The organism is Candidatus Cloacimonadaceae bacterium, assembly GCA_030693415.1.
Classification (GTDB): Bacteria; Cloacimonadota; Cloacimonadia; order Cloacimonadales; family Cloacimonadaceae; genus JAUYAR01.
Genome location: JAUYAR010000118.1, coordinates 1 through 16,609 on the forward strand (window position 1 = coordinate 1; position 16,609 = coordinate 16,609).

Sequence of the window (16,609 nt, forward strand, 5' to 3'; positions counted from 1 at the left end):
AACTCATAAATACTATGTAACTATATATTAGATAATACTCTAGCAATACTGGCTCTCAGTAGCGGAACGAGTGGCTCTATTTTTTGGAGGAGTGGCTCTCATCAAGCGGAATGGGTGGCTCAGTTACTCCGGAATATCCAAAGTGCATCAATTACATCAAAATCATCGGGTTCCATACGTCTTGACTTAATGAGATAGTACTCAGATTTTTTGTACCTGCCAAGGTAACAATTGTTTACTCCTAGATAATAAGTAGTTAGAAAATCATCCTGACCTATTTTATATCTCATCCTCAAGAAGACGTCTGCTTTTTCATATTTTCCTAGCAGATTATACATAACGCCAATATTATAGATGTACTCAGGTTTTGCTTCTTGTTCGTAAGCGTGGAGATAAAAAGGAAGGGCTTTATGATAATCACCTGATTCATCGTAACACTTACCTAGATTAAACCAATAATCACTATTATCTGGATTATCCTCGATTGAAGCTTTAAAACACTTAACAGCATACCTAATGTCGTCAGGGTTTTCAGTCTCTTGCCAGCTACCCATTAACGCTCGGCCCAACAAGTTATTACTTATATCATTACTATCAGTTAATATAATTTTTTTACATACTTTAATTGCAGAATTATAGCGCAATCCATTTAGATAGTTTTCCGCAATTCTGTAAAGATGTTGGATTTTAATCGTTCCAGTTTCAAAGGCTCTATCATTGAACAATAATGCAAGTTTATAACTCTCATGTTTAGCGCATATGTCGTAAATATTCAGAGGAATTTCACAATCATTAGGCGATAAATGAACAGCATTAAAAAAACAAGTAGTCGCAGCATCTTCATCATCATTATTTAATTTCAACGCCCCCATTTCAATCCAAAAAACGTAAGAATACGGAGCAATAGCAAGCAATCTCTTAAGGTAATCCTCCTTGTTCTTTATTTCTGGATCGGAGTATTTATTTAATTCCGTAAATCCATCAAGTGCACAAATAACGCTATTCGCTTTTGCATAGCCCACAAAGTCTGGGTAAACACTTATATCATCAACATAAAGTATTGTTTTAAGTTCTTTAAGAACGTTTTTCTTATATTGGTTATCTATGATTATCTTGTGACTCAAGTGACCATCACTGATCGTTCCAGTGGTTTCTAACAACATTACGCTAGATTGCTTTACTATTCTGTCGTTCGAATAATGTGGGTTAACAAGAGATATACTTTTATCGCATAAATCAAACAGTTGGTCAATAGCGTACTCTTCTTCAATTTTTGATAGGTGTCTTGCTTTAAGCAGCTCGAAACAAAATACAGAACCATGGTTAGATGATGTGTCAGCACTTGCAAAGTAAAGAGCGAGTAAGGAGTCGTACGTGAAATCTATTAACATGGTAGCTGCCCCATAATGCTGCAGCTCAATAAGTAAGGATAAGTCTGTCGTTTCATTAGAAGTCAGCCACTGTGGTTTTCTCATTTTAGCCTTAGCTAGTAGCATTATATGATAATGTTTTAGACTAATACTCGAGCTCTCTCTTTGTATTCTCCTTAATGCACTACACTGGACTGGCCACGACTCATCGCTCTGTCCCCTATAAACATATAGGCTTCCTGAATACTCAGTTGTGATCGACGACATAACTCTTAAGTAGCCTTCAAGAGAAGAGACATTGTGAATTATCATTACATGCTCCTATTGCTCATACTCACAGGCAGATGAATCAGATAGACGCAAAAGCGATAGTTCTTCTTACAAATCCGTTTAATTCTCCATCGTTCACATTTGCTGTCTGCCATTGTGGATTTGTATCATGGTGAAATCTATTAGCATATTCCTTGATATTCTCTAATTCATTGGTTTGCTGTTCGTTCAATGTTTGCTCTTGAGTACCAATCCAATGTCTGCATATATTAATAAAAGGTCCGAGTAGTGTCCCGGGTACAAAATACTTCGGGCATCGCACTCTCAAGAATCCTTCAAGATATGGTCGTATAGCGATTGCGACGTCTCTTGGGTTTACTCTTTCTCCATTGATGAAAGCATCTAACAGGCCGAACAATCTATCATGCTCGGTATAAGAATCACTATCTACGTTCCAATCAGTTATTGTTGAGTTGTTCCCATCTCTAACTATCTGTAGTGAAGCACTATCACTACGATCTGCTCCTGTCCATATACTGCATAAAAATGATTTACTATGCGATAACACAATTACTTGTTTGGCTTGACCAGCTAACCTACGAATCTCTTGAGCTGTCGATAATGTCCTATGATCGTCCAGTGTTGAAGCGGGATCATCTATAATGACAATCTTGTTACCTATATTGGGGTCATCTCTGAGAGTAGCTAAGAAAAAAGCAAGGGCTAATGAGTTACGATCTCCTGAGCTTAGAGTGTTATGAAATGCAGGCGATCCATGATTCGAAGTTATTGAAACCGGAGTGTTATTTATCAACACATTATAATTACACGATGAACCAGTCCGGATATTGGTTGGCGATACGCTACTTAATCTAAATCCAGCATTGAAGATTTGCAGAAAGTCGTTAACTGCAGCTTCAAACCTTGGAAATACGCTATTTCGGTAATTCTCAAGATTAATTCTTGCTGTAGTTCGTAAACCTTCAGTGTCCTGCTTGTTGGCTTTCTCTTGAAGGTAGGCTTCGGAGAATTGTGATAACTCTTGTGAGTAACGAGATTTTATTGCTTTTAATCTATTAAGGTCTCTAACTAAGAGGGTGGGTTCAGCGCTTTCTGGTCTTTGTTTGATAGCATTTATTTCTATATTGATCTGGGCTACTTGCAGGTTATGATCAACAACTCTTTGACGATTAGCTTCGTAATCTGAGAACATAGCAAGCTCAGCCTCGGTAAAAGATACGATTTCTAATGGAGCAGACTGTTTGATCATCAGCTTCGAATAAATCATCTCTCGAAGGTTTTTCCAACTTTGAATGACAGACTCACTCTCAAATGCGATTTCAGGAATATCAGTAAACTTAGACCAATATTGGCGATTTTCGTTATATGATCTTATTGCTCTCTCGAATGCGACTAATTTGTCTTCTCCACATTGATTGTTTAAATGCGAAACTGATTCACTTATGTTCTTTATCAATTGTTTGTATGCTTCGCTAAAGTACGCTCGATAATTCTGTAGAATTTTCGATCCTTCAAGGGGTTGAGAACAGAATGGGCAAGTATTATCATTTTTTTCTTCAGGCGTTGATTGAAGTAGAGACATTCCTTGTGAAATCCATAGCTCTGGGCTAGGTGAGTATTTTTCAAAATGATCCTTTACCAATAGCAGTGCTGTTGAATCAAGTGTATCCAACGACGCAGCAAATAGATCTGAAAAAGCTGATTGATCAAACTCAGGTAATTGAATAGGTGTAAACAAAGCTGCATTTGAGATTTCTAAAGCATTCTGTGCAACTAACAGATCCCTCTCTGCCGCCAGAATTTTACTATCGATATCATCTTCGATCGGTAAACTACAAAAATCATCAACACTAAAGCCACATCTCGCGTCTCCCGGAATCTGACTTGCTAATCTCTGAAGTTCTCGATTGTGGGCTTCAATTTGCTCGATGTATTCATTTAACTGTTGGTTGAGCCTTACTCCTTGTTCGCCTATTATTAACTCGTGCAGATTCTGTCTATGACTTGGATCGACCATCAAACCAGAGCAAACATTATTGGTAACAAAGACGTCATCATAAATCACAATTTCTGGTATAGATCTACTCCATGAGCCATTTTGGAATTGCACAGTTTGATTTCCTTCAAATGTAAGCACTACATGGGGATCGGATTGACTGCCTATGCTCCGCCTTTCGTTAATATGAATCGGGTCCCCTGTCATTAATGATCTGAGAATAGCAGAAAGAGTTGTTTTCCCCCTTCCATTCTCAGCATAAACCAGGGATAATCTCTTTAACGGGATGTTGGCGGCTCCATTCATCTTAAGGAAAAGTCCCGTATTGTCAATGAAGTTTATTTTACTTATCATGAATAGCCATCTATATACTTAGATTCACATCTGCTGCAGCTGGTCTTTCGTCCTTAATCATTGATGTAACTTGACTGATTGTTCAATTAAACTAAGAATATATGATAAACTTACATCATCTCTCATGATGATCTGATAGTCGCCGTTTCCCCATTTTCCCTTGCCAGATACATCCTCAGCCAAACTAAGACTATCCATTAATTTTCCTTTGAGGACGTTTAGAGTGAGCTTTAGTTTTGACTTCTGAACTTCTATATCAACAATGTTTGTTGTGCCCTTGAATGCAATATAGAGCTTCTTGGGGTCTATTGTCAGATTCCACCTAGACATAATCCCCTCTTTGAGTAACTCATAAAGGGATTTAACATCTTCATTGGCTTTATTTAAATGGTCAGCTTCAGTATAAACGACAATGTCTTTTGCAACCTTGCCAATTTTTGTGTCAATTGGAGTTAGTTTCTTAATACTCGCCCCTGAGCTACCGTAGTCGATTCTCCGATAGGAGATATGATTATCTTGGTACATCTTCACTTCCCATAAAGAGATAGGTAAGTCATTGAATATAAGAGAACCTAGTTGGTAGTTATTGAAGGATGTAGAAACGAAATAAATCCGCGATTGCCCCCAATCTATGTCCTTGATTTGCAAATTCTTATTCTTCTCATGGTTGTATTGCAAAACAAAGTCCGCTTTCCTATCCAACATCTTTCCAAGATAAGCATATCCTTGGTCTATAACACTTCTGTTCTCACTTCTTTTGTACTCGATGATTACAAAAGACTTCGCTTCTGAGTCAAAAGCAAGTGTATCAAGGCGATAATTATCTACTGAAAACTCAGAACAAACGAATTCCAATCCGAAAATCAGATTCAGATTCTTCTCTGTTATCTCTTGCATGGTTTTCTCTTTAGTGATTTTTACTTCTTTCACTGGTGCAAGTGATTTGTTGCTTGTCAATCGGAATAATCTCATTGATCCTCCTCTTGATTTCTACTGAACTTTTTCTTTCTGTCTATAAAATGCATCTCTTATTGCTTGTAACAACTGATCCGAACTGGCTCTGTATATGTCGAATTGAGATATATTTTTCTCATTATAATGTAGCTGTCCTTCCCCTTCGTTTCCTCGATGTTGTCCAGCTGAGTAATTTGCATTATGCTCAACCTCATACGATGAAAGCACCCAGTACCTTATTTCATTTCTCCATACTGCTACCCAGACAAAAACATCACAACAATATGTTTTAATCTGTTGGAAGTTCATATCAAATCGCTTCTTAGAAGTTGAATCGAGGGCTTTCACATATAAGGGTTCACTGCTATTAAAATCCACTGCTCTTGAAGCTTTTACTTCTACCCTAATAGCTTCATCTAACATAAAATCATATTGACCGCTATAGTTTGGGTCCCTTGATCTTGATGGCTTTTGCAACCGTGGAACAAGTTCTTTCAAATGTCCATGTGCCCACACCTCTCCAAACCCTCTTGGTGCACTGATTTCAAAAATATACAAAAACATGTTTCTTTCAATGTAATCATCACGTAATGAATAGTAATCATCTATCGTGATTTTATCAAGACCCATGAGAGTTGCAATGATGAATTCATACTGATTGAATGGATATACTGAAACAAGATTCTCCAGCCTATTCAAAATGTCATAATGCGCACTTTCGCTTAATTCTGAGATTTGTTCATTTAGGTATTTCTCTAATTGTTCCATATCATCTCCTTTTTTCATGAATTAGTTCTATCTCGCTTTCGTTTAGTTGATAAAACTTGCATAGGTAATCATCAATAATATCTAAAGGCTTCTCCATGTTCATAATCGCCAATGCTATTTTATGAACATCACATCCTTCATCAAGAAATTCCATGGGAAGGGGAAGTTCTTCAAGATTCGATTTTAATATCTTATGCGTGTTGAATAGGGCGGAAAATAAAAAGTTATAGAATTCCGAATTAAGCAAAGTAGTTATTGTCTTTATGTCAATTCCGATGTTTCTTGGGATCAATATATTAGCACTATTTAATGTTAGTACCTGCTTGTCGTCGTACGCACAGACTAGTTGGTTCGATATGAATCTATAAATGATTTTCTCTTTAACTCTGAACTTCCATTCCGGTGCGACCTGTTGGAATTGTTCAGGTTTGAATAATATATGCTTTTGGGGGAGACCGAGTTTCAATGGAAACACATCCCTTCCCCTGAATATAGCCTCGTATCCTTCAATCAGATTATCAGATAAGTATTTTTCATTGTTTCCTGTAACGATTCCTAGCGCCCAATCGGCATTTCCTTTAAAAGTGATGTACTCTCTATCAAAAATCTTCTTTAGGAGTTTTGAGATATCATCACGCTGAAAAATAGTGAAGGCAAAATCAGAGTTATACGCATATTGTGATTGTCTTTGGTAATGAGTGCTGTTTTCACCAAATATTGTTATGATATTTTCATTTGAGGGTGTGGTTCTCACCAAATCAATCCTACAAACCTTTGTATAAACTCCCGCAAAAGCCCTTCCCAATTCAGTGATACTTTGTATTAAATAATGCTCGATGATGAATTGTCTTATGTCTTTGTGGACATTTACGTTAAGTATTGACTCTGGTAATATAAATGAGAGCTTCCCCTCAGGCTTAATAAACTCATAGCACTTCACAATAAAGTAAGCAAATGATTCCCCTGATTTGATCATTGGGTATAGTCGAATAAGTTCAGTTTTATTAACGACTGATCCCCAAGGGGGATTTGTTGCAATAAGATCAAACATGTTCTGAAGAAAACCCAAGTTATTGAAAAGCGAATTAAAATCAACATCAGTAAGCGTATTATAATGATATATGTTAGGGGTAAACTCGTCTTCAGGAAAAGCCAATAATAAGTTAATAGAAGCTATTTTAACGCTTATTAAATCACTGTCAATGCCATACAAATCACCAACTTTACATCCTATTTGTTTCGCACAACTCAACAAAAACTGCCCAGTGCCACAACAAGGATCAAGAAACGTCATACCTTGTTTGTAGAGATTGGGAATAACGTTATCTACGATTGATACGGGGGTGTAATATGAACCTTTCTCTGATTTGCTTCCTTCGTTAGCAAGCAACTGATATAATGCACCAAGAAAATCAGACTGTGTTGAGTCTTTAGCAAGAATAATGGCACTCAGGATCGCTTCAAAAATACTATTATCTATCTCTAAATGTAATTCGCCTTTCCATGTTTCAATTAGTGTTTTAACACTATTTCTGCGATACAGTACTTTTGTGTAATCTATATTAAAATGCTCATCAATAAATATCTCTCCTAATACCCATAAATATAAAACAGCAGAATACCACATAGATGAGCTTAAATTTAAATCATTTTCTTTGCATATCTTAACAACTACTAGCATTGTTTGAATAGATGCTTGATCAGAGTACTCATTAGGAATGATCATTTTGTTGCTATTTAACTTGTTGGCCCTTTTGTTTAATCTTTGAGTTTCTCCCCTTTCAATTTTTGCCATTAGTGAGTTTAACTCGCATGTATCTATTGAGATTAAATCATTATTTTGCGTCCCAATTACCCCTGTCTTGATCCAGTTTCTAACTGTCGCAACAGATACCCCCAAGAGCTTTGCTGAGTGAATGATAGATGTTTTCCCTTTACTATCAATCATAAGCAGTTTTACCAATGTTCTTTACTGTTTTTAACATCATTATTCCTTTCTGTTTGAATGAAATATAAGAAGTTGCTTGAATTCACAATTCGAGTATGTAGGATGTATTTCTCGATCTTGTGAATCAACCAATATTCTACCATCTATCTAAATAACCAGTTGTAAGATCACACTATTCTGTCAATCAAATTCTGTCGTATCCTTATGCATCCGTATTTGTGTTAATACAGGGTAATGGCATCCTTGCTCCAGATAGAGTATCCAATACAACTTGCAAGGAGATACGATGGAAGCCACGCTGCTGAAAAGGATCAAAGAACAACTGGTCAGACATGAAGGTTTGAGACTCAAGCCATACCGCTGTACGGCAGGTAAATTGACCATCGGTATTGGCCGTAATCTCGATGACTGTGGTATCTCCCAGAAAGAAGCCTTTGTCCTGCTTGAGAATGACATTCTGCGTTGTGAGAGAGAACTTTTATCTGAGATTCCAGGTATCTACTCCGGGCTGAATGAAACCCGCAAATCAGTGCTTTTGAACATGTGCTTCAATCTAGGGATTACCAGTCTGCTTGGCTTCAAGAATACCCTGACATTCATTAGTTCTGGTGATTTCGAGAGAGCTGCTAATAACATGTTGGCATCGAAGTGGGCGAAGCAAGTCGGTTGTAGATCGATTGAACTATCCGAACTGATGAGGAAAGGCTAATGCCGGCAGCTCTGCCAGTTCCCATTCTTGAAATGCTCTCTGTTTTAAATCTGCCAGCAGAATTGGAAGCTAATCCGATATTCAAAGGGCATCGGGGTCTAGTTCTGGAGACTATCAAAGGAGTGGTGTTAAGTAGATACTACGGCTCTGCTTTTAATCCAAGCATGGGCGATGATGATCCTCTCTCTGTTGCTTTTCGTTTTGCCTATTGCTTTTACATGCTGCATTCCACTTGCGAGTTCCTCAATTTAAAGACTTTGGGCGAGGGAATCGTCAAGACCGTAGGATTAGACCAATCAGCTACTGAGCTGCTCACAGGTGTGGAAATCGATGCCTTTAAGTCCAAGCTTGAGTTAAGAGCGCTGACTGCTTTGTCAGCCTACCTGAACGATGCCGGAAAAGAAAGACTGAGCATTATAGTGCCAAGACCTCCCCGGGTAATCAGGGTCGGAGTCATCTGATGCCTGACAGAGTGTTTGAGTCACCGGATGAACTGATGATTGAGATCTACCGGGCTATCTATGCTGCCTTGGAAAGCAGACTGCATCTAATCGGTTCTGTGATTGATGCCGATTCCCGCAAAGAGATGCTGGCACAACAGATTTACGATAAGGGCGACTTCTATGGTAATACCGGCTATTTAGTCGAGACTCAGTCTTCCGGAATGACGCTCAGGATCGGTTCCAATGTCAAACATGAGCCTTTTGTTTTGGGCGGTAAGGTGCCTTCCTGGACTCCCATAGCCCCATTAATCGGTTGGGTCGAACGCAAGCACCTATCTTGGACTGACAAGGAGACAGGTATTCTGCTGACCATCGCTGAGATCGCATATCTCATTCGGGGCAAAATCAAAAGGGAAGGCACCCAAGCCCGTAATGTCTTTGCAGAAGTAATCACCAATCGTGAGCAATGGATATACCAGCAGTTCAACTCCATCGAGGTCAGGTTATGACTAATTTGGAAAGGTTTTTATCACAGCGGGATACAATAGTCCAATCATTGCAGCCTTGTGTTCCGACCATCATGTTCAACAAAGATAGCATTCCAAAGAACCTGCCCTGCGCTATTATCATTCTGGATGCCGAAGATGGTATCAAACCCACTTCCAAACAGTTTACTTCCACCGATATCGCCTGGACTGTCTATCTGATTGTCAATGCCCAGAACGTGGATGATCCTGATCTGGCACTGTATAATCTCAAAGAGGAGTTCAGAGAGAACTATCTCAAGTTTTCCAATAGAGATATCCCACATATTGAGTATTACACATCCCGAATAGACGGCACTCGTCTGGTTAGAATAGCCAAGATTGACCTACTGAAGAGTGGTTCAGGAGCGGCATCATGAAAGTAATGCGTTTGGGTAATCACAATGTGGGTATCAGTTCTGCCACTGAGCTGTTGGAAAGCAAATATAAGCCTGAACCTGTCGATTTAGCAGTTCTGAAGCGAGTCGGCAAGCGGCTCATCTCAAAAGAAGCTGAGTCCAAGAAGGTAGTGTCTCAGCCCTATTCCATGAGTAAATTACTGGCACTGTTAGATACAGATGAGTACCATTCCGGCTGTGTGGATGCCATCACGATGGCAACCGTCATGCAGTTTGAGTGCAAGAACAGTAATGTCACCAAGTGGATGGAGACTGCCGAGTTCCCTGCCTGTGAAGATCAGACCACTATCTTAGGCGAGCTTATCAAGTTCTATATCGCCTGTGGGAATGGTTTCCTGATCAAGTTGCGTAATGCCCAAGGACAGTGGATGGGTTTGGAAAGGATGCTGCCCACAGAAGTGCAAATAGTCGAGAACTATGACGAGTTCGGCTTCTTTCGACCTAACTTTATCCAGACCAAGAACAACCAGAAACAGGACTTTGCCTATGCCGATATCATCCACATCAAGAAGAGTACCCATAAGTCCAATGCCTGGGGTCTATCCTGCCTACCCATAGCCATTAATGTCGAGATATTATCCGAGATCAAGACTTTTGACTATAACAACTTCCTGAACGGTCTGATGATCGATTACTTCGTCATTGTCGAAGGTGGTACGCTGCGTGACGGCACTGTCACCGATGAGCAGGGCAATGAAGTGCTGACAGATGCCTATACCGAGATTGAGAAAGCCCTGATTGAGGTTAAAGGCAATGCCAAAAGCCATTCCACTGTTTTGATCGAAAGTGAAAGCAAGGACGTTAAGATACGTCTTGAGCCTCTGCGTCAGCAGGACAGAGAAGGTGGCTTTCTTAGCCTAAAGAAGGACTTGAGAGAAGGCATCTTCGCTTATCACCGGGTCCCTGCCAGGGTTGTGTCCCAGCTTATCCCAGGACAACTTGGTGGGGATAATAAGAGCGATATGCTAATGTTCTACCATTTCGTGATCAAACCACTGCAGCAACGTCTGGCTCTCACCCTGTCTATCGAGTTCAACTATGAGTTCAACTTCGGTAATCTCACAGAAGCTCTACAATCTGCAGATGAGCAACTCTTTATGCAGAACCGTAATCTGTAGGCTTCGGAGCAAGTAAATCATGATAACAACCAACAGATTTTTCAACCAATAACCTATCACAACACCAAAGGAGGTACTGTGAATCTATTCGGAAACAAAAGCAGAATCGTTCAAAAAGGCGAACTGCGGAATGTGGAAGTCGAGCTGGTCTCGCTGCTCTTTGATGAGATGAATCCAGCTAATCAGAAGGGCTTCGTAGTCAAAAATGCAAGCGGTAAAAGCTTTGAGCACAAGATCAACTCTGCTAAGTTCAAAAGTGAAACAAGCGGCACTCAGGGAAGGCTTTATGTCACTCTGATGGAACCCAACATCCACGACTCCCAAGGCGACTATTACACCAAAGAAGAGATACAGAAATCCTGTGATCACTTTGCCAAGCACGGACTGGTCGGTAAATGCGATGTAAACCACAACATGCAGCCGGTTCCGGAGATTACTGTAGTGGAGAACTACATCCTCAAGACCACTGACAAAGAGCATTTTCCCGATGCTAAAGTGGGTGCCTGGGTACAAGTACTCAAGTGCGAAAATCTGCAGAGTGAACTCTGGCAGAAGGTCGAGAAAGGCGAGTTCAATGGTGTCTCCATCTATGGCAGAGCTGATGACTACAGCGGTACCGAAGCAAGCTTGACAGAGATCAAGAACGAACTCGGCAGCCTACGTAAGGTAGCGGAACTGAACAACAACAGCGAGATGCAGAAGGGCATAGCTGCCATTACAGAACGGATAACCGAACTCGAAAAGAGCAGCGGTACCGTTATCGTTTCTGAAGCCATCAAGAGCATTGAGAAAAGCCTGAAAGACCTGTCGGTCACCATGAGCAGAGCGATCTCCAAAAGCATACCCGGAGAGCCGGATGTAAACCTGCAAAATGTCGATAAGGAAGTCATGATCGATGGCAATAAAGTCATCGTCAAGGCAAGCCACCGCGAAATCTACAAAGGCATCGCCGATGTCGATTCCGGCAAGGCAATGAACATTCTGACCGCCAACACTACTTCGCTGTTTATTGATGAAGTGGTTGGCAGTCAACCGGGTGATACTCTTTCAGATATCTCTGTAATACCGCTGCTGAAAGATGAGAAGATAGACGTCGGGCTGATTGATGACCTGGTCTTCAAGAACAGCCTGGATGGTGCTTTGACGGCTCAGGGAGTCTCCACTGCCGATCTGTCCGTTCCTACCGGCATCCTCAATGCCGAGTTCACCTTGGGCAGGGATGTGGTCGAGTTCTACAAGGATAAGTATGGAGAGCAAGCCTTCGGTGCTTATGTGGAACAGCATATCGCCAAGAAGACCGAGAAAGCCATGCGACTGCTCCTATTCAAAGGCGACAGAGCCAGTGGGACAGATAAGCTCAAAGCCTTGAATGGCATCATTAAACTCGCCACTGCAGCCAGTGACGTGACTGATATCGACTCTTCGGTGCAGGTCACCTATGCCGAACGCTTCGAAGCTGCTCTGCTTGCCTTTGGTGATGAGATGTTAGAGGAGCAGGAGAGCTTCAAGTTCTATGTCTCACAGAAAGACCTCATCCGTATCCGCAGCGAACTGTCCAAACGTCAAACCGGAGTGGGCGACCGCTTGCTGTTAGAAGGCGGCAATGTCTCCTTCGCCGGTATCCCGGTCAAAGCACGCTTGATGCCTGATAACTACATCGTAGCCGGACTGACTAAGTTCATCATCATCGGCTACAGAACAGATGCCGAACTCAAAGTGGAACATCACGGTGCCGACTGGAAGTACCACTGGTACATCCGTATCCGTCCCGGTATCACCTACATCCCCAACTTCATCAAAATCTTCAAAGTCATCTAAAGGAGGAACACTGTGAAGAACAAGGCTATCTTAACCATTATCCTGTTAACAGTCCTAATCGGACTGATCGGCAGCCTGTCCGCTCAAATCACCCTGCCGGTTGACGGCAGGAAAATACCTATCCAGTTAAGCAAGAGCTTCAGTTGCTTGGCTTACAGTCCCGGTGCCGACACCCTCTGGAGAGCAATCACAGTGCCTGCAGGAACTGTAGAAGTGCTGCTTACTCCTGCTACAGGTGGGATAGGACTCCGAGCCGATAACAGCACTGCTAATAACAACTATGCCACGATCCCGGTCGGTGTGCCCACACGTATTCCCGTCATAACTCAAAGGACTATCTATATCCGCAGAGCCGTAGCGGGAACTGCCAGTGTGGCGCATCTCATCTTTTACAAAATGTAACCATAAGGAGTATCTATGGACTTTATCATCAACAACCAAGCCTTCATCTTAGGACTGCTCACCACCCTCTTAGTCTGGATCATCTTTCGGGTATCGGGCAGGACCTTGGATAAGACCAAGATCAATGCTGCTCTGGCGATCATTCTCGATATCATCCAGGATATCAAGATCAATCCTGCTACCAAAAACCTGGATGACTATGCCAAGAAGCAGTTGGCAGTGGAACGGGCTACTAAGACCCTCCCGGTATCACAGACCAACATTGTGATGAAGGTCTTCGGCACGGTCGGCGGAGCAATCGAGTATGTCTTCCACAACCGCAAATGGCTGTTCTCCTTGGGCAGGGCGATTAAGGGAGTATTCTGATGCCACCCTTAACCGTACCAACCTATCCGAGCGGAACGACATCCGCCGACTTGCTCTATTCTGCCCTGATCGACACCTACGTAGCAGATGACATCTTCTATGGTTTAGGGAACTACACTGCTGCGGAAGTCGGTACTAAGTTCGCCACGAAAACAAGTATGGCAACCGAGCTGAGTACCAACCTGAAGCAGCTTGGTGAACTCGCCGAAAAGCCCGGTAAGACCGACAGCAAGATTACCAAGCTCAAGACCCGCAACTTCCTGCTCCCCGGCAAGCGCACCAATACCGTAGAGTTTGCCATAAGCGGCATCTCCGCCAAGCAGAAGGACTATTTCGAGGGCACGCTGTTCAGCGGCACCGAAATCACCATTGTAGCAGTAAACAAAGAGCGGGAACGAGCCACTATCTTCAATGGCATGCGCTGGGTAATCGAATGGAGCGGAGAAGCAGACGGGCTGTGGTCAGTCGTGATCTCCACCGAGTACTCCGGCAGCAGTTCCGGCAGAGTATATCTCATCAAAGGGCTTGTCTAAGTATCTGATATGCCGCGCAAGAAAGCAGCTACTAAGACACCTGAAACAGCGGAACTGCCTGTCTGCCAATGCAAACCTGAAATAAAGGATAAACTCAATAGTGTGCATGAGGAACTCTACGGCAATGGCAACAGCAATAACTCACTTGTAACCAGAATGGCAAGGGTGGAGACGAACATGAAAATCCTCTTGGGCGTCTCCACCACCCAATTCTTTATGCTCGTGGGAGTGGCTATCAAGATGTTCTTCAGTCCCAATTAATGAAAAGTATAGATTACCAAACAAGGAATCACTATGATCAAAGAACCTAAACTGACTTACAACCAACTCCGGCAGATCCTCTGCCTGGCAATATCCAATAGCGCCATCAAGGCAAAGTTAGAGGACTTTCTATCCGGCAAGCTGACCAAGGTATCGGAAGTCGAACTGTTGGAGCTGATCTCCACCTCCGAAGCCGATAAAGAGCTGATCCGCATCCTCTCCGGGCAAGAGCCTAACAATATGGATGCAGTAGAAGCTCTGGAGTACATCTCCGCTTTTTTCGCCTATATCAGAGCCAGCAGGCAGATGTGCAAAGACTGGCTCGGGAGTTTCGGCTTAGCAGTGACAAAAACTCAAGAGCCTACAGTTACCCCTACGAGAAGTTCGAAATGATAATGCGTAAACTAGGTTTTACCAATGAAGACTTCAACAACCTGACTCTGCCGGAACTGTACCTGCGGCTCTGTCTGAACGACCCCAAAGCCTACAGTGGAGACCTCTAATGGATGCTTTAATTGGATGGATAGGCGGAAAACGCCTGCTTAGAAAGACCATCTCCCAATACGTCCCGGAAGGTATCACCGGCTATATCGAACCCTTCGGGGGTGCTGCCTGGATGCTCTTACTCAAAGAACGCTGGGCTGATCTGGAAGTGTATAACGACCTCGACTATCGCCTGGTTAATCTCTTCCTGCAGGTTAAGTATCATCCTGAGGAATTGATCCGGGAACTGGACTTTATGGTCGCCAGTCGCAAGTTATTCGGCGACATCATGAAACAGGAAGGTCTGACTGAGATTCAAAGAGCAGCCAGGTTCATGTTCCTGATCACCAGATCATTCGGATCAAAGGGTGACAGCTTCGGTACCTCTCAGAAGCGGGGTACATCCAGCATGTATAACCGGTTGGAACGCATCAAAGAACTGCACAAGCGTCTGGATATGGTCATCATCGAGAACCTGTCCTACGAGAAGGTGATAGAGAAGTATGATACTAAAACCAACTTCTTTTACTGCGATCCACCCTATATGACCGGCTATACTTATGAAAACTCAAAGCGGTTCAGTCACGAAGACCTGTTTCAGAAACTCAGTAACCTCAAAGGCAGGTTCATCCTTTCCTATGACGATAATCCTGATGTCCTGAAGCTATACAAAGGATATTCCACCTTGCATGTGACCAGAACCAAGGGCATCAATCGTAAGGAAGGCAAGTCTGAGTATAACGAAGTAATCATCGCCAACTTCCCACTGATAGAGAACAATTTAACAGCTGCTAAATCCAAAAATATCCGGGGGATTACATGAACTCTATCATCTCTTGGGTAGGCGGAAAGCGACTGCTCAGAAAAAAGATCCTGCCTCTCATCCCTAAGCACGACATCTACTGTGAAGTGTTTGGCGGTGCCGGATGGGTATTATTCGGAAAGTCATCTAAAAAGGAAGATTGGCAGACCAGTACCAAGAGTAGATACACGGAAGTCTATAATGATATCAATGGTGATCTGGTTAACTTCTGGAAGTATATCAAGAACCACCCGGAAGCCTTTGTGACTGAGCTTAACCAGTATCTTATCTCCAGAGAGTTATTCGACAGCTTTGCAGCACATCAACCCAAAACAGAATTGGAAAGAGCTATCCGTTTCTACTTCCAACTCTCCTGCTCTTATGGTTCAAGGTCAAAGAACTTCTGCATTATGCAGGGCTATAAGTATATGCCACTGAGAGGACTGGAAAAGGTCAAAGCAGCTTCAGAACGTCTGCAGCAGGTGATCATTGAAAAGCAGGACTTTGAGAAGATACTGAAGCGGTATGACAGTCCCAATACCTTCTTCTACTTAGACCCACCTTACTTTACAAAGGAGCATTTATACGACAGAGATGATGCAGATGCCTTTTCCAAGCATGAAGAGATGGCAGCCATCCTAAAGAACATCAAAGGGAAGTTCCTGCTGTCCTACAACAATGATCCGTTTATCCGCACACTCTACCAAGGCTTTATTATTGATGAAGTCGAAGCGCAATATACTGTCTCAGGCAGTTTCCAGACCCAAACAGAGCTACTAATCCGCAATTACTGATGCCAGACTTAACCTTTAGACTCATCCTGACCACCGACGATGCCAGTGTTAAGCTTACTGAAGTCAAGCAGGAGGCGGATACAGCCAAGTCGTCGGTGGAAAAGCCGATTACTGTTAAAGTAACTGCTGAACAAGCACTGGCTACCATCCGTGACGTCAAGATCGCCTTTGATGGAGTGATGCAGGTGGTCGGCTCGGTTGTTTCAGCCATGAACGATTATCTCAACGCTTCCCTCTCGCAAAGACAGGCTGCTAT

Annotated in this window: 19 protein-coding genes; 14 read left to right on the forward strand and 5 right to left on the reverse strand. The window is 42.4% G+C overall.

Annotation, left to right across the window (positions count from 1 at the left end; translation table 11 throughout):
• Positions 1-119: 119 nt before the first annotated feature.
• The 5 genes from Q8M98_07260 to Q8M98_07280 all read right to left on the reverse strand — a co-directional run bounded on the left by Q8M98_07260 (position 120) and on the right by Q8M98_07280 (position 7,681).
• Positions 120-1,637, reverse strand: coding sequence for an FRG domain-containing protein (locus Q8M98_07260; GenBank protein ID MDP3114560.1), 1,518 nt, complete (start codon positions 1,635-1,637; stop codon positions 120-122).
• Between the two features lie 82 nt (positions 1,638-1,719).
• Entirely contained in the window at positions 1,720-4,011 is a 2,292-nt protein-coding gene (locus Q8M98_07265; protein ID MDP3114561.1) for an AAA family ATPase, read from the reverse strand.
• 57 nt (positions 4,012-4,068) lie between these two features.
• Positions 4,069-4,983 (reverse strand): DUF5655 domain-containing protein, encoded by a 915-nt coding sequence (locus Q8M98_07270; GenBank protein ID MDP3114562.1) that lies wholly within the window; start codon positions 4,981-4,983, stop codon positions 4,069-4,071.
• A gap of 18 nt (positions 4,984-5,001) precedes the next feature.
• On the reverse strand, positions 5,002-5,733 hold the full coding sequence (locus Q8M98_07275) for a hypothetical protein (GenBank protein MDP3114563.1): 732 nt from the start codon (positions 5,731-5,733) through the stop codon (positions 5,002-5,004).
• A 1-nt stretch (position 5,734) separates the two neighbouring features.
• A complete protein-coding gene (locus tag Q8M98_07280) occupies positions 5,735-7,681 on the reverse strand; it encodes an N-6 DNA methylase (protein ID MDP3114564.1) in 1,947 nt (648 codons plus the stop codon).
• A gap of 286 nt (positions 7,682-7,967) precedes the next feature.
• Between Q8M98_07280 and Q8M98_07285 the strand changes: the two genes are divergently transcribed.
• From Q8M98_07285 to Q8M98_07350, 14 genes are all read left to right on the forward strand, one after another.
• Complete coding sequence (locus tag Q8M98_07285; GenBank protein ID MDP3114565.1) at positions 7,968-8,390, forward strand: lysozyme; 423 nt, start codon at positions 7,968-7,970, stop codon at positions 8,388-8,390.
• Entirely contained in the window at positions 8,390-8,851 is a 462-nt protein-coding gene (locus tag Q8M98_07290; GenBank protein MDP3114566.1) for a hypothetical protein, read from the forward strand. The genes Q8M98_07285 and Q8M98_07290 overlap by 1 nt, the downstream gene beginning before the upstream one ends.
• The gene (locus Q8M98_07295; protein ID MDP3114567.1) at positions 8,851-9,342 is read left to right on the forward strand and encodes a hypothetical protein; all 492 of its coding nucleotides are present in this window, start codon (positions 8,851-8,853) and stop codon (positions 9,340-9,342) included. Before Q8M98_07290 ends, Q8M98_07295 begins: the two co-directional genes overlap by 1 nt.
• Before the next feature lie 71 nt (positions 9,343-9,413).
• On the forward strand, positions 9,414-9,737 hold the full coding sequence (locus Q8M98_07300) for a hypothetical protein (protein MDP3114568.1): 324 nt from the start codon (positions 9,414-9,416) through the stop codon (positions 9,735-9,737).
• Complete coding sequence (locus tag Q8M98_07305; protein MDP3114569.1) at positions 9,734-10,894, forward strand: phage portal protein; 1,161 nt, start codon at positions 9,734-9,736, stop codon at positions 10,892-10,894. The genes Q8M98_07300 and Q8M98_07305 overlap by 4 nt, the downstream gene beginning before the upstream one ends.
• Before the next feature lie 78 nt (positions 10,895-10,972).
• Complete coding sequence (locus Q8M98_07310; GenBank protein MDP3114570.1) at positions 10,973-12,712, forward strand: XkdF-like putative serine protease domain-containing protein; 1,740 nt, start codon at positions 10,973-10,975, stop codon at positions 12,710-12,712.
• 12 nt (positions 12,713-12,724) lie between these two features.
• On the forward strand, positions 12,725-13,114 hold the full coding sequence (locus Q8M98_07315; protein ID MDP3114571.1) for a hypothetical protein: 390 nt from the start codon (positions 12,725-12,727) through the stop codon (positions 13,112-13,114).
• Positions 13,115-13,129: 15 nt separating this feature from the next.
• Positions 13,130-13,480: a hypothetical protein gene (locus Q8M98_07320; GenBank protein MDP3114572.1), complete on the forward strand. Its 351-nt coding sequence runs from the start codon at positions 13,130-13,132 to the stop codon at positions 13,478-13,480.
• Complete coding sequence (locus tag Q8M98_07325) at positions 13,480-14,013, forward strand: hypothetical protein (GenBank protein MDP3114573.1); 534 nt, start codon at positions 13,480-13,482, stop codon at positions 14,011-14,013. Before Q8M98_07320 ends, Q8M98_07325 begins: the two co-directional genes overlap by 1 nt.
• A gap of 9 nt (positions 14,014-14,022) precedes the next feature.
• Positions 14,023-14,274, forward strand: coding sequence for a hypothetical protein (locus Q8M98_07330; GenBank protein MDP3114574.1), 252 nt, complete (start codon positions 14,023-14,025; stop codon positions 14,272-14,274).
• 33 nt (positions 14,275-14,307) lie between these two features.
• Entirely contained in the window at positions 14,308-14,667 is a 360-nt protein-coding gene (locus Q8M98_07335) for a hypothetical protein (protein ID MDP3114575.1), read from the forward strand.
• 109 nt (positions 14,668-14,776) lie between these two features.
• Positions 14,777-15,580 carry a DNA adenine methylase gene (locus Q8M98_07340; protein ID MDP3114576.1) on the forward strand — a complete coding sequence of 268 codons (804 nt, stop codon included), beginning with the start codon at positions 14,777-14,779 and terminating at the stop codon, positions 15,578-15,580.
• Complete coding sequence (locus tag Q8M98_07345) at positions 15,577-16,353, forward strand: DNA adenine methylase (protein MDP3114577.1); 777 nt, start codon at positions 15,577-15,579, stop codon at positions 16,351-16,353. Before Q8M98_07340 ends, Q8M98_07345 begins: the two co-directional genes overlap by 4 nt.
• Positions 16,353-16,609, forward strand: a 257-nt coding sequence (locus Q8M98_07350) for a hypothetical protein (protein ID MDP3114578.1), incomplete at its 3' end; no start/stop codon positions are given. The genes Q8M98_07345 and Q8M98_07350, both read left to right, overlap by 1 nt.

Coding starts and splice junctions, on each gene's coding strand:
- Q8M98_07320 (MDP3114572.1), top strand. CDS start 13,130: ATGGACTTTATCATCAACAACCAAGCCTTCATCTTAGGACTGCTCACC.
- Q8M98_07325 (MDP3114573.1), top strand. CDS start 13,480: ATGCCACCCTTAACCGTACCAACCTATCCGAGCGGAACGACATCCGCC.
- Q8M98_07330 (MDP3114574.1), top strand. CDS start 14,023: ATGCCGCGCAAGAAAGCAGCTACTAAGACACCTGAAACAGCGGAACTG.
- Q8M98_07260 (MDP3114560.1), bottom strand. CDS start 1,637: ATGTCGTCGATCACAACTGAGTATTCAGGAAGCCTATATGTTTATAGG.
- Q8M98_07300 (MDP3114568.1), top strand. CDS start 9,414: ATGTTCAACAAAGATAGCATTCCAAAGAACCTGCCCTGCGCTATTATC.
- Q8M98_07305 (MDP3114569.1), top strand. CDS start 9,734: ATGAAAGTAATGCGTTTGGGTAATCACAATGTGGGTATCAGTTCTGCC.
- Q8M98_07335 (MDP3114575.1), top strand. CDS start 14,308: ATGATCAAAGAACCTAAACTGACTTACAACCAACTCCGGCAGATCCTC.
- Q8M98_07280 (MDP3114564.1), bottom strand. CDS start 7,681: ATGATTGATAGTAAAGGGAAAACATCTATCATTCACTCAGCAAAGCTC.
- Q8M98_07265 (MDP3114561.1), bottom strand. CDS start 4,011: ATGATAAGTAAAATAAACTTCATTGACAATACGGGACTTTTCCTTAAG.
- Q8M98_07345 (MDP3114577.1), top strand. CDS start 15,577: ATGAACTCTATCATCTCTTGGGTAGGCGGAAAGCGACTGCTCAGAAAA.
- Q8M98_07290 (MDP3114566.1), top strand. CDS start 8,390: ATGCCGGCAGCTCTGCCAGTTCCCATTCTTGAAATGCTCTCTGTTTTA.
- Q8M98_07270 (MDP3114562.1), bottom strand. CDS start 4,983: ATGAGATTATTCCGATTGACAAGCAACAAATCACTTGCACCAGTGAAA.
- Q8M98_07275 (MDP3114563.1), bottom strand. CDS start 5,733: ATGGAACAATTAGAGAAATACCTAAATGAACAAATCTCAGAATTAAGC.
- Q8M98_07285 (MDP3114565.1), top strand. CDS start 7,968: ATGGAAGCCACGCTGCTGAAAAGGATCAAAGAACAACTGGTCAGACAT.
- Q8M98_07295 (MDP3114567.1), top strand. CDS start 8,851: ATGCCTGACAGAGTGTTTGAGTCACCGGATGAACTGATGATTGAGATC.
- Q8M98_07340 (MDP3114576.1), top strand. CDS start 14,777: ATGGATGCTTTAATTGGATGGATAGGCGGAAAACGCCTGCTTAGAAAG.